The organism is Clostridium sp. 19966, assembly GCF_032335695.1.
GTDB lineage: Bacteria > Bacillota > Clostridia > Clostridiales > Clostridiaceae > JACTOJ01.
On sequence record NZ_JACTOJ010000007.1, the window covers coordinates 137,438 to 152,189 of the forward strand.

General features: G+C 32.7%; 19 protein-coding genes. 1 reads left to right on the plus strand and 18 read right to left on the minus strand.

Features of this window, described 5'->3' with window-relative positions; all coding sequences use genetic code 11:
• Nucleotides 1-9: 9 nt before the first annotated feature.
• The 17 genes from IAI10_RS09360 to IAI10_RS09440 all read right to left on the minus strand — a co-directional run bounded on the left by IAI10_RS09360 (nt 10) and on the right by IAI10_RS09440 (nt 12,841).
• The gene (locus tag IAI10_RS09360) at nt 10-513 is read right to left on the minus strand and encodes a hypothetical protein (RefSeq protein ID WP_315673045.1); all 504 of its coding nucleotides are present in this window, start codon (nt 511-513) and stop codon (nt 10-12) included.
• A gap of 152 nt (nt 514-665) precedes the next feature.
• Nucleotides 666-1,055, minus strand: a complete 390-nt coding sequence (locus IAI10_RS09365; protein WP_315673046.1) for a hypothetical protein — start codon at nt 1,053-1,055, stop codon at nt 666-668.
• 117 nt (nt 1,056-1,172) lie between these two features.
• A complete protein-coding gene (locus IAI10_RS09370; RefSeq protein WP_315673047.1) occupies nt 1,173-1,964 on the minus strand; it encodes a PhzF family phenazine biosynthesis protein in 792 nt (263 codons plus the stop codon).
• Nucleotides 1,965-1,986: 22 nt separating this feature from the next.
• Entirely contained in the window at nt 1,987-2,697 is a 711-nt protein-coding gene (locus IAI10_RS09375) for a hypothetical protein (RefSeq protein WP_315673048.1), read from the minus strand.
• Nucleotides 2,698-2,711: 14 nt separating this feature from the next.
• Entirely contained in the window at nt 2,712-3,047 is a 336-nt protein-coding gene (locus IAI10_RS09380) for a PadR family transcriptional regulator (protein WP_315673049.1), read from the minus strand.
• A 124-nt stretch (nt 3,048-3,171) separates the two neighbouring features.
• Nucleotides 3,172-3,702 (minus strand): DUF6144 family protein, encoded by a 531-nt coding sequence (locus tag IAI10_RS09385; RefSeq protein ID WP_315673050.1) that lies wholly within the window; start codon nt 3,700-3,702, stop codon nt 3,172-3,174.
• A 124-nt stretch (nt 3,703-3,826) separates the two neighbouring features.
• Entirely contained in the window at nt 3,827-4,246 is a 420-nt protein-coding gene (locus IAI10_RS09390) for a GNAT family N-acetyltransferase (protein ID WP_315673051.1), read from the minus strand.
• 156 nt (nt 4,247-4,402) lie between these two features.
• The gene (locus IAI10_RS09395; protein WP_315673052.1) at nt 4,403-5,206 is read right to left on the minus strand and encodes an EFR1 family ferrodoxin; all 804 of its coding nucleotides are present in this window, start codon (nt 5,204-5,206) and stop codon (nt 4,403-4,405) included.
• A gap of 62 nt (nt 5,207-5,268) precedes the next feature.
• On the minus strand, nt 5,269-5,688 hold the full coding sequence (locus IAI10_RS09400) for a MerR family transcriptional regulator (RefSeq protein ID WP_315673053.1): 420 nt from the start codon (nt 5,686-5,688) through the stop codon (nt 5,269-5,271).
• A gap of 93 nt (nt 5,689-5,781) precedes the next feature.
• The gene (locus tag IAI10_RS09405; RefSeq protein WP_315673054.1) at nt 5,782-6,357 is read right to left on the minus strand and encodes a DJ-1/PfpI family protein; all 576 of its coding nucleotides are present in this window, start codon (nt 6,355-6,357) and stop codon (nt 5,782-5,784) included.
• A 140-nt stretch (nt 6,358-6,497) separates the two neighbouring features.
• Nucleotides 6,498-6,869 (minus strand): hypothetical protein, encoded by a 372-nt coding sequence (locus IAI10_RS09410; protein ID WP_315673055.1) that lies wholly within the window; start codon nt 6,867-6,869, stop codon nt 6,498-6,500.
• Nucleotides 6,866-7,300 (minus strand): MarR family transcriptional regulator, encoded by a 435-nt coding sequence (locus tag IAI10_RS09415; RefSeq protein WP_315673056.1) that lies wholly within the window; start codon nt 7,298-7,300, stop codon nt 6,866-6,868. The genes IAI10_RS09410 and IAI10_RS09415 overlap by 4 nt, the downstream gene beginning before the upstream one ends.
• An 85-nt stretch (nt 7,301-7,385) precedes the next feature.
• Nucleotides 7,386-8,060: an ABC transporter ATP-binding protein gene (locus IAI10_RS09420; RefSeq protein WP_315673057.1), complete on the minus strand. Its 675-nt coding sequence runs from the start codon at nt 8,058-8,060 to the stop codon at nt 7,386-7,388.
• 206 nt (nt 8,061-8,266) lie between these two features.
• Entirely contained in the window at nt 8,267-10,177 is a 1,911-nt protein-coding gene (locus IAI10_RS09425; protein WP_315673058.1) for an ABC transporter ATP-binding protein, read from the minus strand.
• Nucleotides 10,164-11,903: an ABC transporter ATP-binding protein gene (locus IAI10_RS09430; RefSeq protein WP_315673059.1), complete on the minus strand. Its 1,740-nt coding sequence runs from the start codon at nt 11,901-11,903 to the stop codon at nt 10,164-10,166. The genes IAI10_RS09425 and IAI10_RS09430 overlap by 14 nt, the downstream gene beginning before the upstream one ends.
• Before the next feature lie 52 nt (nt 11,904-11,955).
• The gene (locus IAI10_RS09435) at nt 11,956-12,387 is read right to left on the minus strand and encodes a MarR family transcriptional regulator (RefSeq protein ID WP_315673060.1); all 432 of its coding nucleotides are present in this window, start codon (nt 12,385-12,387) and stop codon (nt 11,956-11,958) included.
• 121 nt (nt 12,388-12,508) lie between these two features.
• Nucleotides 12,509-12,841, minus strand: coding sequence for a helix-turn-helix domain-containing protein (locus IAI10_RS09440; RefSeq protein WP_315673061.1), 333 nt, complete (start codon nt 12,839-12,841; stop codon nt 12,509-12,511).
• A gap of 125 nt (nt 12,842-12,966) precedes the next feature.
• On the opposite strand from IAI10_RS09440, the gene IAI10_RS09445 reads away from it, so the two are divergent.
• Nucleotides 12,967-13,608 (plus strand): flavodoxin family protein, encoded by a 642-nt coding sequence (locus tag IAI10_RS09445; protein ID WP_315673062.1) that lies wholly within the window; start codon nt 12,967-12,969, stop codon nt 13,606-13,608.
• A 499-nt stretch (nt 13,609-14,107) separates the two neighbouring features.
• On the opposite strand, the gene IAI10_RS09450 is transcribed toward IAI10_RS09445, so the two are convergent.
• Entirely contained in the window at nt 14,108-14,752 is a 645-nt protein-coding gene (locus tag IAI10_RS09450) for a response regulator transcription factor (protein WP_315673063.1), read from the minus strand.

Genomic DNA, 14,752 nt, shown 5'->3' on the forward strand with positions numbered 1-14,752 from the left:
TTATAATAATTATAAAATATTTCTTTTTAAAATTTCATCAACTTTTGCCTTTATTTCATCTTCAAATATTCTAAATTTCACGATCCTATTAGGATTAAAAATTGTTTTAACTTTAAATTGTATCTCGTATTTGGAAACCCATTCATAGCTTTTAACTTTAGTCCATTTATAAAAGCTTCCATAATTGGAGATACCTCTTTCTCTTATCTCGTAGCTCCATATCGTTCGTAATATTGATATAATCATCAGCTCAATAATACCTATATTGCCCAGAATATTTGTAATAAAAACTTCCTCGTATTTATATTGATGATAACTAACAATATTCTTGTACAAAAGATATACATTTATAATTAAAATTATTGTCCAAAATATAGCTGCAAACTGTATTTCTTCTGTTTTAACAATAAGCCTTCCTTGAAAAAGAATAACAAATACATTTTTAGCCAAAAATACTGTAACGACTATAACAATAATTGATGAAATAACCATAGTCAAAGATAAATCACTCATAAATCCTCCCCCTGAATCTTAATAATTGGATATGTTTTAAAAGAATGTTGATAAAGGCGGTTTTCGTAAAGGAAGTTTTAAATAAGTGTAAAATTCAACACTTATTTAAAACAGAGCCTAATAATTAATTTATTCAATTTTTTAAGGCTAGTCTATTTTTTTAGAAAGGCTTGAATTTCCTCATTAGACATACCATTTTTCACAATGTAATATTCTTTGCCATTAATGTTTATGCTGTCTCCATTATATATTTCCATCTCAAGCTTAAACACATAATTATAACCGCTCTTTTCTAAAAATCTATTTTTTGCCACTATATATTTATCAAGCTGTTTCATAAATTCTGATATTTTATCTTTATCTGCTACAATAGTGGTTTTACTTCTGTTTGACATGTCAATAATTTCAATTTTATCTATGTTATACGTTTTTATATCAGGTATTTCAGTTGCTCTTTTAGTATTGAAATAAAATAACAAAATTATGAAGATAGCAATTATAGATGCTGCTGCTATTATTTTTCTAAAAGTAGGTTTAGGCATATTAATCACCACTTTTCCAATATAATAAAGCAAACTTTAAAAATTTTTCCGTAAATTTTTATTTTTTATGTTATCGTCCTTTACTGCTCCGAATAAAAATGAACAAGGTATATTTTTTCATTTTTCATCTTCTTTTATATTAATATTACCATGCATGTATAATATTGCTCTACCAGCTATCTTCACTCTTTCTCCAGCTGCTTCACAATATAATGTTCCACCACGCTTTGAGAGTTGCTTTGCTGTCATTTTACGTTTATTTAATCTTTTCGCCCAAAAAGGTATCAAATTGCTGTGAGCAGAGCCCGTAACAGGATCTTCATTTACACCTAATTTAGGATAGAAACATCTAGATACAAAATCTATATCCTCTCCTTTTGCTGTAACTATTGCACCCATACCTTCACTTAATTCCGTTAGCCTAGAAAAATCAGGAGTTAAATCTCTTACTTTCTGCTCCGTATCTAATAATAAAAATAAATCTCTGGATATATATGCCTCAACAGGCTTCATTCCTATGGCTTCTATAATTTCATTATTAATCTTAATTTTTTTAGGTTCTCTTGAAGGAAAGTCCATTTCATATAAAGCATCATTGCGTGTAACCTTTAGAGGCCCGCTGGCAGTTTCAAAAACCATATCTTTTATTCCTAAGTCTACGTAATTTGATATGACATATGCAGTTCCCAAAGTAGCGTGTCCGCATAAATCTATCTCTGCCTTTGGAGTAAACCACCTCAATTCATATTTATCTATGTTTTTCACTACAAAAGCCGTCTCTGATAGATTGTTTTCAGCTGCAATCTCTTGCATTAACGAATCTGGAAGCCACTTTTCCAACACGCATACTCCTGCTGGGTTTCCTTTAAAAGGATCTTCTGCAAATGCATCAACAACATAGTAATTCATAGATAATTCCTCCTAAATACTATTATAATAATCCTTTAATTAAATTTATTATCCATTGCGCCATATTAGGTTTAACCTTTCTTATGGCAGCTGCGACTTCATCAGCATTAGCAGGCATTTTAAACATATATTGTCCAGTTCCATGCTGATTAAAAATCGCTACAATTCCATCAGCTACTCCTCCTATAGCTATATCAGCTTTTGCATACCCTCCAATAGCTATACATTTGGCTATTGACGCTCCTCCTAAGCTAGCAAAGTAGGATACAGCTGCTCCCCCCATGGATAAAAGCGCTGAAACAGCCACTCCTCCAAAAGCTATAATTCCTAAAGCTATGCCTCCAAAACTTATAACCCCTAAGGATAAGGCTCCAAAACTAAAAACTCCTACAGATACCACTCCAAAAGAAAATATTCCTTTTGCAATGCCAAATGGATTACTGTTTACGTGTACAAGCGGCAATCCAAAAACCTTAGTTTTAGATACATATTCAAAGCCATAGCTCCTTCTATACGAATGTGAATTGCTGTGGCTGATACCTAGGTTTTCTATAAAATCTTCTGCAATTTCATAGGGGTCACCTAAAAGCTTATAGGGATCATTTTCTCCAGTTATATTCTGCTTTTCTAAAAGTGATGAATATAAATCTTCTCTTATCTTTCTTTCCTCTTTGCCAGTTATACCCATGTTATTAATTATTATATCAATATAGTCTTTAAAATTCTTATCCACTTTTATCATCTCCTCTAATCCTCTAAAACTTTATTGGTTATTAAATAGAAATGCTTCCACAAGTTCACCTGTTCTTTAAGTGCTTCCACTCCTTTGCTTGTAATTTTATAATATTTTCTTGGGATTTTTCTTTCCTCCTGAGGCATGACTCTATAGCTTTCAATCCATCCGCTGTCTTCCAATCTGTAAAGTACGGGATAGAGAGTTCCTTCTTTCAGCTTATAATATCCTTCACTTTCTTCATCCATAAGCTGTATTATCTCGTATCCATACATGTCTCTTTTTTCAATTAATTTAAGGACTATAATAGATAATGTTCCTTTCTTTAATTGGTTATCTAAATCTGGCAAGCAGTTCACCTCCGTCTATATTTAGTATTGCTAATTATATATTACTGCTAAATAATCTTTTTGTAAATATTGTAATAAAAAAAGCTATAGATAATTTTCAGTTATCTATAGCTTATATATGTCATTATTCTATCTCAAAAGTACATTTATCTGCACCATTTAATATTGTATCTATCCGCTTCACTGTTACAGCCTTTTCAAATACTGAAGAAAAAAGTTTTTGAAACCAGCCCCCTGAACATTCGCAGTATATGGGCGATAGTGTCTTTAGTGCTTTGGGTATACCGCAGTAACACCTATCATATATGGCTATTATTTTATTATTCTCAATATGAAGATATCCTCCACCGATACCATTGTCATTTAAAAGTTTTAAAAACTCTTCAACATCACTTGATTTTTTATATATTTCCTTAGCTATATTAATAATATTGTTTGAAATGCAGTGATAGACACAGGGTCTCATGACTTTCCTAGCTTCTTCTCCTCCATAATTCTCTGAGATACATTCAAGCAAGGAATTAATATATTGTGCCTGTTTTTTAATAGTAGGCTTCTCTTCAAGTTCACCTACTTTGTTAAGAATTTTATTATAGTTATCCTTATCATAATAACTTTCAATATTTTTTAACAATCTATCCGCCTTATTTGTCATATTACACCTCCAGATTTTATATACCTAAATTATAATGAGTATAATATGACATATGTATGGCTTATTTAAAATATTTTTCACGATTTTCTGCTTGCTGGATGCTGGTTATCATAATTTCCGCGTACTATTTTATTTCCTTTGAAAAATTAAATATATCCTCCCTTTTATCCCAACCCATCTTGCTCCAAAATTTATTTCCAGCTTCGTTATCCGCAACTACAAAGAGATGGCATTTTTCTATTTCTTCCTTCTTAAGTGCTTCCAAAGCCTTTTCTACTAAAGCTTTACCTATACCTTGTCCCTGATATTCTGGCAGAACGCAGGTATGATGTATAAAGCCTCTTCTCCCATCATGGCCGCAAAGTATTGTTCCAACTATCTTGTCATCATCCGCACATATAAAAGACAAATTAGGATTCCTTTTAAGGTAGCTTGAGATTGCGCTTTTTGAATCTGCACTGCTAAGCCTTATACCTGGAATGCTTGACCACATAGCGTACACTTCTTCATATTTTTCTATATCCATTGATTGTATTTTAAACATATGCTAATCCCTCCGTATACATTTTTATAAATCATTATAGCATAATTGACATGTTTCTAAGGTATATCACATCAAGGAGCTTTCCATATAACCTATAGTTTCTTCTATTATTTTTCTGGTTTCAGCATTGTCCTTAAATACATCAAAGCTGTGCCCTCACTTACTACCAATCAATTCATTTATGCTTATGTCAGGATTTCTATATCTCTTTCTTTTAGTGGTTTTATTTCCCCACTGAATAGCTTCTCTGGGGCAATTTTGAATGCAAGCCACGCATACTTCGCAATTATGCTTCCAAGTAGGCTTGTTATCTTTAAATTCAATATTATTAGCGGGGCAGATTTTTTCGCATATTCTACAGCCATTGCAGTTATCCTTAACCCAAAAGCCTTTGTCCTTCACATGCAGATTTTTCATTATTTTATCTGTAGTTTTAGTAAAAACCTTATCTATCAATACATCAAATTTTAATTTGCTAACTTTACAAGGCTGCTCTTTTTTATACTTAATCACAGCTACTATTTCATTAATCTTCAATTTTTCCTTTTGGAAAATTTTATTCTGTCTTTTTATTGATGATGCATTGTATGCCAATATATAATTTGGAGGCATATGCACTAAAAATCCTGCATTAAGCTTGAAACCATTGTCTTGTAATATGTTCTCAAGCCTTATTATTACTCTGCCTGGAAAGCCACCATAAGTTACTACTCCAAATACATAAGTATCGCTGCTAATATCCAATCGCTTAACAAATTCCTCCACTAATAGCGGAATGCGATCATAGTATACTGGAAATACTATGCCTAAGCTTTTAGCTTTCACCTCTATTTTATCCTTTGGAAGCTCAGCAATTTTAAATAATTCAAAATTATTTAACTCCTTCACTATATCCTTGCATACCTGAAGGCTGTTTCCTGTACCTGAAAAATACATTATGGTATCCTTGTCTATAATCATATTAAAACCTCCTATATTTTCTAGTTTTTATAAAATTATAAACTATGTACCATAGTACAAGGTCAAGAGTTGCTTTCCATAAACTTCCCTACCTCTTCACAACACTCTGAACCTCTTGATGCTATAATATCATTAACTTTTCGCAGTAAATTTTTTGTTTCTTCCAATTCACTGATTTTATCGTTAATTTCATTTATCTTGCTCGTAATTATAGTTTTAGTTTCTTCGATATTGGTACAGTGTATATCATCATAAGCTTTTAATAAAAGCATTTTTATTTCTTTAAGTGAAAATCCGAAATGCTTACCTATGATTATAAATCTTATCTTCTCTATATCCTCCGTAGAATATATTCTATAGCCATTGCTATCTCTTCGTGTGCTTGAAAGCAAGCCTATTCTTTCATAATATCTTATAGTCTCTTTGTTTATTTTTAACTCTTTTACCACTTCCCCAATATTATAAGCATCCTTGGTCATCATAGTATCACCCCTTCTGCAATATCCCTTATAATTACCTTATTTTAAAATAATAAGTGTACTCCCAATTTGAAGTACACTTACTGTTTTAAAGCTTTATACACCTCTAATGACTTTTAATAGTTCATCCTTTTCAGCCTCATCCTTAAAGCCGTTAAACCATTCCCCCACTGCAACAGCAAAATCCACAAATGCGGTGCCTTGAGCGGTTATGATATTTCTATCAGTTACAACCCTCTCCATGATAAAATTTTCTCTTGGAAAAGGATCGCTTTCTCCAAATTGTTTGGTTTGTACTTCTGTCCATTCAGCAAGGGAGGTTGTATATTTTGCATCCTTTAAAACTCCGGCTTTAGCAAAGAATCTCGGCCCAGCGCATATAGCAGCAAGCAATTTTTTCTCCGAATTCAGCTTTTGTATTAATTCCATAAGCTCTGGCCTAATTTCTCCATTCCAGCCTCCTGGAATTACCAAACCTTCAACTTCCTCCTGTAGGGCTTCCTTTACAGTTGCCTTAGGTTTATAAATAATGCCTGATTTACTAGATAAACATTCTTTTTCATATGCAATTGGAATAACTTCTTTTCCCATATCTGCGCCAAGGAGATGAGTTACAAGAGTTATTTCAAAGTCAGCCATTTCATCATAAATAAATAATAGTATTTTTCCCATATAAATTCACCAACCTAAAATATATTTTTATTGATTACTATTCGCTATGCTGCCAGCATATTCCTTCTTATACATTTAATAAACGATCTAAGCTAATATCTTTTTCTTTATATTGACGTGATATTAATAATATTCAGCGATTAAATTAAGAAAATCAATAAAAACAATACGCTTATAGTAGAAAATCCGAAAGTTTTCCAATACCTATAGTATACGCCTTCAATAACAGCGTATATTGCAAAACATATCAGCATAATAGAATAATAAGTATTATTTACACCATGCTGTATATAGGAATATAAACCAGTTAAAAAGAAACATATACCAGAGATAAGCATACATATAACCTTTGCTTTATATTGGTTACTAGTAGCTGTTCTAGGTAATTCCTGATGCTGTTTCCTAGCAAGTTTTATACCATCTCTCACAAACAAATACCTTGTATTCGCAATAACTTCAAATATACCAAAGGCAAGAAAAAAAGCTCTATATATTTCTAATTTCCAGTTCATAATTTTTTCTCCTTATCTACATTCTTATTTACTCTCCTCAAATAATCTATAAACTGAACTATTTCCTCTTCCTTAAAGCCGTACAATGCTTCATTGTTGCATTTTTCAGCCTCAACTGTTATTTTTTCTGCTAACTTCAATCCATGATCAGTTATACAAATACTATAAGCTCTCCTATCTCCTTCACATTGATTTCTATGTATCAAATTTTTAGTTATAAGTTTGTCCACTACAGCTCCAGTAGTGGCTCTGTCCGCCGATAGTTTTTCAGCTATATCTGCCTGAGTTAGATTATTCTCTTCAGATAATATCTTTAATACAGACCATTGTGATGTAGTAATATCATATTGTTTGATCTTGTCCTCCAACTGCTTTTTCATATTTCTAGCTGCGGAATTAATAATGTCTCCAAAAGACTCTTTTATATGCACTCTAATCACCCTTTTAAAATAATAAGTGTACCTACAGTAAGTACACTTATTATTTTAATACTATTTAATTTTTTGTCAATTATTTCTAAGAAACTATTTTACCGTCTAAAACTTGTACAGTTCTATTGCACTGGGCTGCAATATTTTTATCGTGAGTAACTATAATCACTGTTTTACCTCTGCTTTTTATTTCTTTAAAAACATCCATTATTTCTCTTCCAGTAGCTTGGTCAAGAGCTCCTGTAGGCTCATCCGCCAAAATTATTTTAGGATCATTCATTAGTGCTCTAGCTATAGCTATCCTCTGCTGCTGTCCTCCTGATAACTCGCTGGGAAAGCTATTTATTTTATCTGTAAGTCCTATTCTATCTATAAGTAATTTAGCATTTTTCTTCATTTCTTTATATGATCCTTTTCTATTTTTATACATATTGGGCATAACAACATTCTCTAAAACCGTATAATCTTGAAGTAAGGAAAAGTTTTGAAATACAAAGCCCATTACTCCGTTTCTTATTTCTGCTAATTGATTGCTGTTTTTTTTGCTTATGTCCTCTCCCTGTAAATAATAGTTTCCGCTATCCAGCGCATCAAGACATCCTAAAATATTTAGAAGAGTAGACTTTCCTGAACCAGAAGGTCCCATTATAGCCACCATATCGCCTTCATCTATGTCAAGAAATACATTATCTAATACCTTCAGTTTATTTTTTTCAGTTCCGTATGATTTGTTTATATCCTTCAGTTCTATAACGTGCATTTAATACCACCTTCTAATAAATTAATAAAGGAGCAGCTTATTATAGTACTAATATAACCTCATACCTACCATGAACTTTTTAAATATATTTTCTCTAGCTAATAGTATTCTAGTAATTTAAATTTTAGAACTGATATCAATATTTTTTACATAAAAAAATAATAAGTGCACCTTAATGCACCTATTATTCAAAGTTTATATATTTCCTAAGATAATTCAAAAGCTCCTGTATATAATTGATAGTACTTGCCTCTTTGGTTAATAAGTTCCTCATGGCTTCCTCTTTCAATAATCCTGCCTTGATCTAGCACCATAATCACATCGGAATTCTTAACAGTGGATAATCTGTGGGCTATTACAAATACAGTTCTTCCCTTCATAAGCTTATCCATACCTTCCTGAACAATTGCTTCAGTTCTTGTGTCAATGCTTGAAGTCGCTTCGTCAAGTATCAAAACTGGAGGATCTGCAATTGCGGCTCTAGCTATGGTAAGAAGCTGTCTTTGTCCTTGAGATAGGCTTCCTCCATCTCCAGTAATGATTGTATCATAGCCCTTAGGCAGGTGCTTTATAAATTGATGAGCATTGGCAAGCTTTGCGGCTGCAATTACTTCTTCCTCGGAAGCTTCTAATTTTCCATATCTAATATTATCCGCAATGGTACCTGTAAACAGATGCGCATCCTGAAGCACTATGCCTAAAGAACTTCTTAAGTCACCTTTTTTAATCTTGTTCACATTGATCCCATCATACCTTATTTTTCCATCCTGAATATCGTAAAATCTATTTATTAGATTGGTGATGGTAGTTTTTCCTGCTCCTGTAGCTCCAACGAAAGCTACTTTCTGTCCTGGTTTTGCAAAAAGCTTTATATTGTGAAGTATAATTTTTTCATCATTATAACCAAAATCTACGTCATCAAACACTACTTCTCCAAGAAGCCTTGTATAGGTAGTAGTTCCATCTTCATGAGGATGTTTCCATGCCCATATCCCAGTTCGTTCCTTAGTCTCTGTAACCTCACCTTTTTCATTTTCCTTTGCATTAACTAGGGTTACATATCCCTCATCCATTTCTTTGACTTCGTCCATAAGCTTAAATATACGTTCAGCCCCGGCTACACCCATAATAATAAAGTTAAATTGCTGTGCCATTTGCCCTATAGTCTGACTAAAGCTTCTAGTAAGCTGCAAGAAGGCTGCTATTCCTCCAAGGGTAAAGCCATTAACGCCATAAATGGCAAGGATAGATCCAACAATAGCCACTGCCACATAATTTATATAGCCTATATTGCCCATTATTGGCATCAATACATTTGCGTAAGTATTTGCTTTTTCAGCACTGTTACAAAGCTCATCATTTAATTTATCAAAATTTGCTTTAGCTTCTTCCTCGTGGCAAAATACCTTAACCACCTTTTGCCCTTCCATCATTTCTTCTATATATCCATTTACTGCTCCCAAAGACTTCTGCTGCAGGCCAAAATATTTTCCGCTTTTTCCGCCTATAGTTTTAGTCACATTTAGCATTAAAATAACTATCAGAACTTCAATAACTGATAGAGGCAGGCTTAGATATATCATGGACACAAATACGCTGACTACAGTAACAATGGCTGATATAATCTGCGGTATACCTTGGCTGATCATCTGCCTTAAAGTATCTGTATCATTAGTGTATAAACTCATCAAATCTCCATGAGCATGGGTATCAAAAAACTTTATAGGCAAAGCTTCCATATGTGAAAACATGCTATCTCTTACTTTTTTAAGAGAGCCTTGAGAAATAAGAATCATTATTCTGCTATATAAATAAGTAGATACAACACCTATATAATAAATCACTGCCATTGCTACAAGCATTTTAAATAGTGGTGCAAAATCCGGATTAGCTTTATTTAAAAGGGGAGTAATATAGTCGTCTATTAAATTTCTTAAAAACAAAGTTCCTAAAACTGCTGCAACAGAGCTTATAATTATGGCAGCAAATACGATAGCAAATAAAAATTTATATTCTCCAAATACATAAGCTATCAATCTTTTAAGGGTTTTTAAAGCATTTTTATTTCCAGCAGGTCTTTTTCCCATTTCACTCTTAGCTGAATTATTTTGACTCATCCTTCTCATCTCCCTTCACTTGAGATTCATATACTTCCTTATATATTTCATTAGAAGCTAATAATTCTTCATGCTTTCCTATTCCATCTATTTTTCCGTCATTTAAAACAATAATTCTATCTGCCTCCTGAACTGAGGATACACGCTGGGCGATAATGATTTTTGTAGTATCAGGTATATTTTCTATAAAAGCTTTTCTTATAAGTGCGTCTGTTTTAGTATCGACTGCGCTGGTAGAATCATCTAGAATAAGTATTTTAGGTTTCTTTAAAAGAGCCCTTGCAATACATAATCTCTGCTTTTGCCCTCCAGATACGTTAGTTCCTCCCTGCTCGATGAAGGTATCATATTTATTAGGAAGGTTATCTATAAATTCTTCTGCCTGTGCTTGTTTGCAGGCTGCTATGATTTCTTCGTCTGTAGCGTTTTTATTTCCCCATCTAAGATTTTCTTTTATGGTTCCTGAAAACAGAACATTTTTTTGAAGTACCATTGAAACCTCATCTCTCAAGGTTTCAATATCATATTTTCTTACATCCACTCCTCCAACTTCTACATTGCCTTCAGTGACATCATAAAGTCTTGGAATTAACTGTACTAAGCTGGATTTTGCACTACCGGTTCCTCCAAGGATTCCTATGGTTTCACCTGAGTTAATTTTTATATTTATATTTTCTAACACCATCTTATCCTTATCACCGCTATAGCTGAAACCTACATTATTAAAAGCTATGGAGCCATCCTTTACCTCATAAATAGGTTTGTCTTCATTTGCTATATCACTTTTTTCTTCAAGAACTTCTACTATTCTTTCAGCAGAGGACCTAGACATGATTACCATCACAAAAAGCATGGACATTATCATGAGACTCATTAGTATATTAGTTGAATAGGTGAACAAACTCATTAGCTCGCCAGTAGTCATAGATTTTGCCACTATCATCTTAGCTCCAAGCCAGGATAAAAGAAGAATGCAGGTGTACATGGTAAATTGCATTAAAGGGGAATTAAATACTAATATCTTCTCTGCTTTTAAGAAGTAATCATATATATTCTTGGAAGCTTTAAAGAATTTCTTAGTTTCATAGTCTTCTCTAACATATGCTTTTACTGCTCTTATTCCAGTAAGATTTTCCTGCACGCTGGCATTTAAATCATCGTATTTCCTGAACACCTTCACAAAATAAGGGTGTGCACTAGTCATAATGAAATATAATAATATTCCAAGGAAAAATATAGCACCCAAAAATATCAAGGCTAGTCTTGAATTTATATAAAAGCACATAGCCATAGCTGAAATGAGCATGAATGGAGCTCTTACAAACATTCTTATTATCATCTGAAATGCATTTTGAACATTGGTTACATCCGTAGTAAGTCTAGTTACAAGTCCTGCGGTAGAATACTTGTCTATATTAGAAAAAGAATAATTCTGTATGTTATAATACATTCCCTTTCTCAAATTTCTGGCAAACCCAGCAGATGCTGTTGCCGCATATTTACCGCCTAAAGCGCCAAAGGTAAGAGACAGAAATGCTGCTACCAGCATCACTGCGCCAATAATGCAAACATAATTTATATTTCCTTTGCTGACTCCATTATCAATAATCCAAGCCATTAATAGCGGAAGAATTGTTTCCATGACAACTTCCAGTGCCACAAGTATCGGAGTCACTATTGAGGCTTTCTTAAACTCTCCGATATATTGGGATAATTTACTTATCATAAAATCACTCCTTTTGTTAGATTTCTAACTATACCTTTAAAAAAAATTGCATTTAATCTGCAATTTTTTCAGATAATCTGTTTATTAATTCGATAAAAATTTTCGCCTCGTCGTCGGTTAACTGAGCTCTTAAAAATTCTTCAAACTCAACAATGCGCTTGTATACCATTTCATCAATTTCTCTTCCCTTATCCGTAAGTATTATCTTCTTTAATCTAGCATCCTTTGAAACACTTATCCTCTGAATATAGCCGTTCTTCTCCATAAGTTGAAGTACGCTGGTTACTGAAGAACGTCTTATATTCAGTTCTCCTTCTATATCCTTTTGAAAGATATCTCTTTTATCAGAGTTGTGACCTAAAAATCCAAGAATTCTCCCCTGAACTCCCGTAAGTCCATATTCGGCTGCTCCATTACTTATCCTTCTATGTATCCTATGGGAAAAAATACTTATTAATCTTCCAATGTGTTCTTCTTCTCTCATACAAGCACTCCCGACTTTTGTTAGATTTCTAACTATATTATAAATTATTAATTTAATAGCTGTCAACAGCCATAATTTTTTATGTCATCGTTAACACTATAAGGCATCTATGTAAGATGTATTATTTACTATTTTTCATATGATCTTTTCCCCACTGTGACATAAGCTCTAATATTGGTATTAACGATTTTCCTTCCTCTGTAAGTGAATATTCAACCTTAGGTGGTATTTGATTATATTGCTTTCGATTGATTAAGTTACTGCCTTCTAATTCCTTAAGCTGTTTGCTTAAAGTCTTGTGGGCTATAGGCTCTAACGTATCCTTAAGCTTATTATACCTTATTGTCTCAGCTTTATATATCTGCCATAATATTATCCATTTCCACTTACCTTCAATTACGGACATAGTGTAATACATTGAACAGGTTCCATATTTACTTTCAAACTTCTCCATATTCTCACTCCATTACTTACCTTTAGTTCAGTATATAACTAATAAGTGCATACTTACCTTAATTAATCTAATGTTATATAATTCTATCTGTAAAGTCAAATCATTATGAAAGCGGAGGATTTTATATGAAAGTAATAGCTATTAATGGAAGTCCTAGAAAAAATAATAATACTGGCATTCTTCTTAATAAGGCTCTTGAAGGTGCTGCCTCAAAAGGCGCTGATACAGAGATTATTCATCTGTATGACCAGGATTATACAGGCTGCAAAAGCTGTTTTGCCTGCAAATTAAAAAATGGAAAAAGCTATGGTAAATGCGTGTTGAGAGATGACTTAAAACCTATACTTGAGAAAATAGAAAAGGCTGATGCTTTAGTTCTTGGTTCTCCAATATATTTTGGTGCAGTAACTGGTGCCATGAGATCCTTTCTTGAAAGGTTCATGTTTCAATACCTTATCTACGATGCTAACCATTCAAGTCTCTTTACCAGAAAACTTCCTGTAGCCTTTATTTATACAATGAATGTAACTGAGGAACAATTGAAAAACTCAGCCTATAATCAAATGATTAAATCCATAGAAGGACCTATAGAGAGAATTTTTGGTTCCTATGACGATTTAATTGTTAATGACACCTATCAGTTTGATGACTATTCAAAATATGAAAACTCACTGTTTGATGAAAAGCTAAAAGCGAAAGTAAGAGAGGAAGATTTCCCTATTTCCTGTGAAAAAGCTTTTAATATAGGAGCTAACTTCATAAAATAAATTATATATATTTTAAAATTCTTATAAGTTCACTATTATAGAAAATTATCCACTATGAAGAGTTCCTATAAATACCTGAGATGTTACAATGCAAGCATAATGTTCATTTTTAAATATAAAAGCTTACTCCAATATTGTAATTTGTTAGAGTAAGCTTCTACTTTGCTCCTAATAACGCGTATGATGGTATTCCCATAAAACTATCTCCTCAGATACATTATTTTATCTTATCATTCGCAATAATCTAATTCATATGTATCTGGGTAAACAATACTTCAACCTTTTCAATAGCATCTTTTTCTTTAATACTTACTTTCATAAAAATACCTCCTGTTATTTACTAAATCAATGGCTTATCTTCTTGTTATATAAGTAATCTACACTTTGCAATATACTACCAAGACAAATTATTGACAGGTTACATATAATCCAATAAATCTCTCATTCGTTACTTTTATTCCACTTTATAACATGCATATCAATTAGTAAGCAATAATCATTATCTCTGCAAGTATAATATCAGCTCTGCTCTGCTTCTTAATTCAAGTTTCTCCAATATCCTAGATACATAATTCTTCACAGTGCCTTCTGTTACAAACATCTCTTTTGCTATAGCCTTATTGCTTAAGCCCTTCATTATATATTCTGTGACCTCTTTCTCTCTTTGGGTAAGCTGTTTTAGCAGTTCTTCTCCTCTATTTTCATTGACTTTTGATGCTTCCTCTGAAAAATTAATGGCTTTTATAAGCTTAGCTGTTACCCCTGGATTTAACAGCACCTCTCCTCCAAAGGCTGTCTTTATAGCCTTCACTATCTCTTTGCCGTCAGAATCTTTTAATATGTAGCCGTCTGCCCCATTTTTCAGCACATCAAATATATATTCATCTTCATTAAAGGTTGTTAATATCACAATTTTTATTTTAGGATATTTAACCTTAACCCTTCTGGTAGCTTCCATTCCATCCATGACGGGCATTCTGATATCCATAAGTATTACATCAGGGCTGCAAGTCTCAAGTAAATCCATAAGCTCTTCTCCATTAGAAGCCTCTCCGATTACATCTATTTCTTCATTAAGGCTCAAAATCATTTTTAAACCTTCTCTAACTATTGTCTGATCATCTGTAATTATTATTTTTATCAT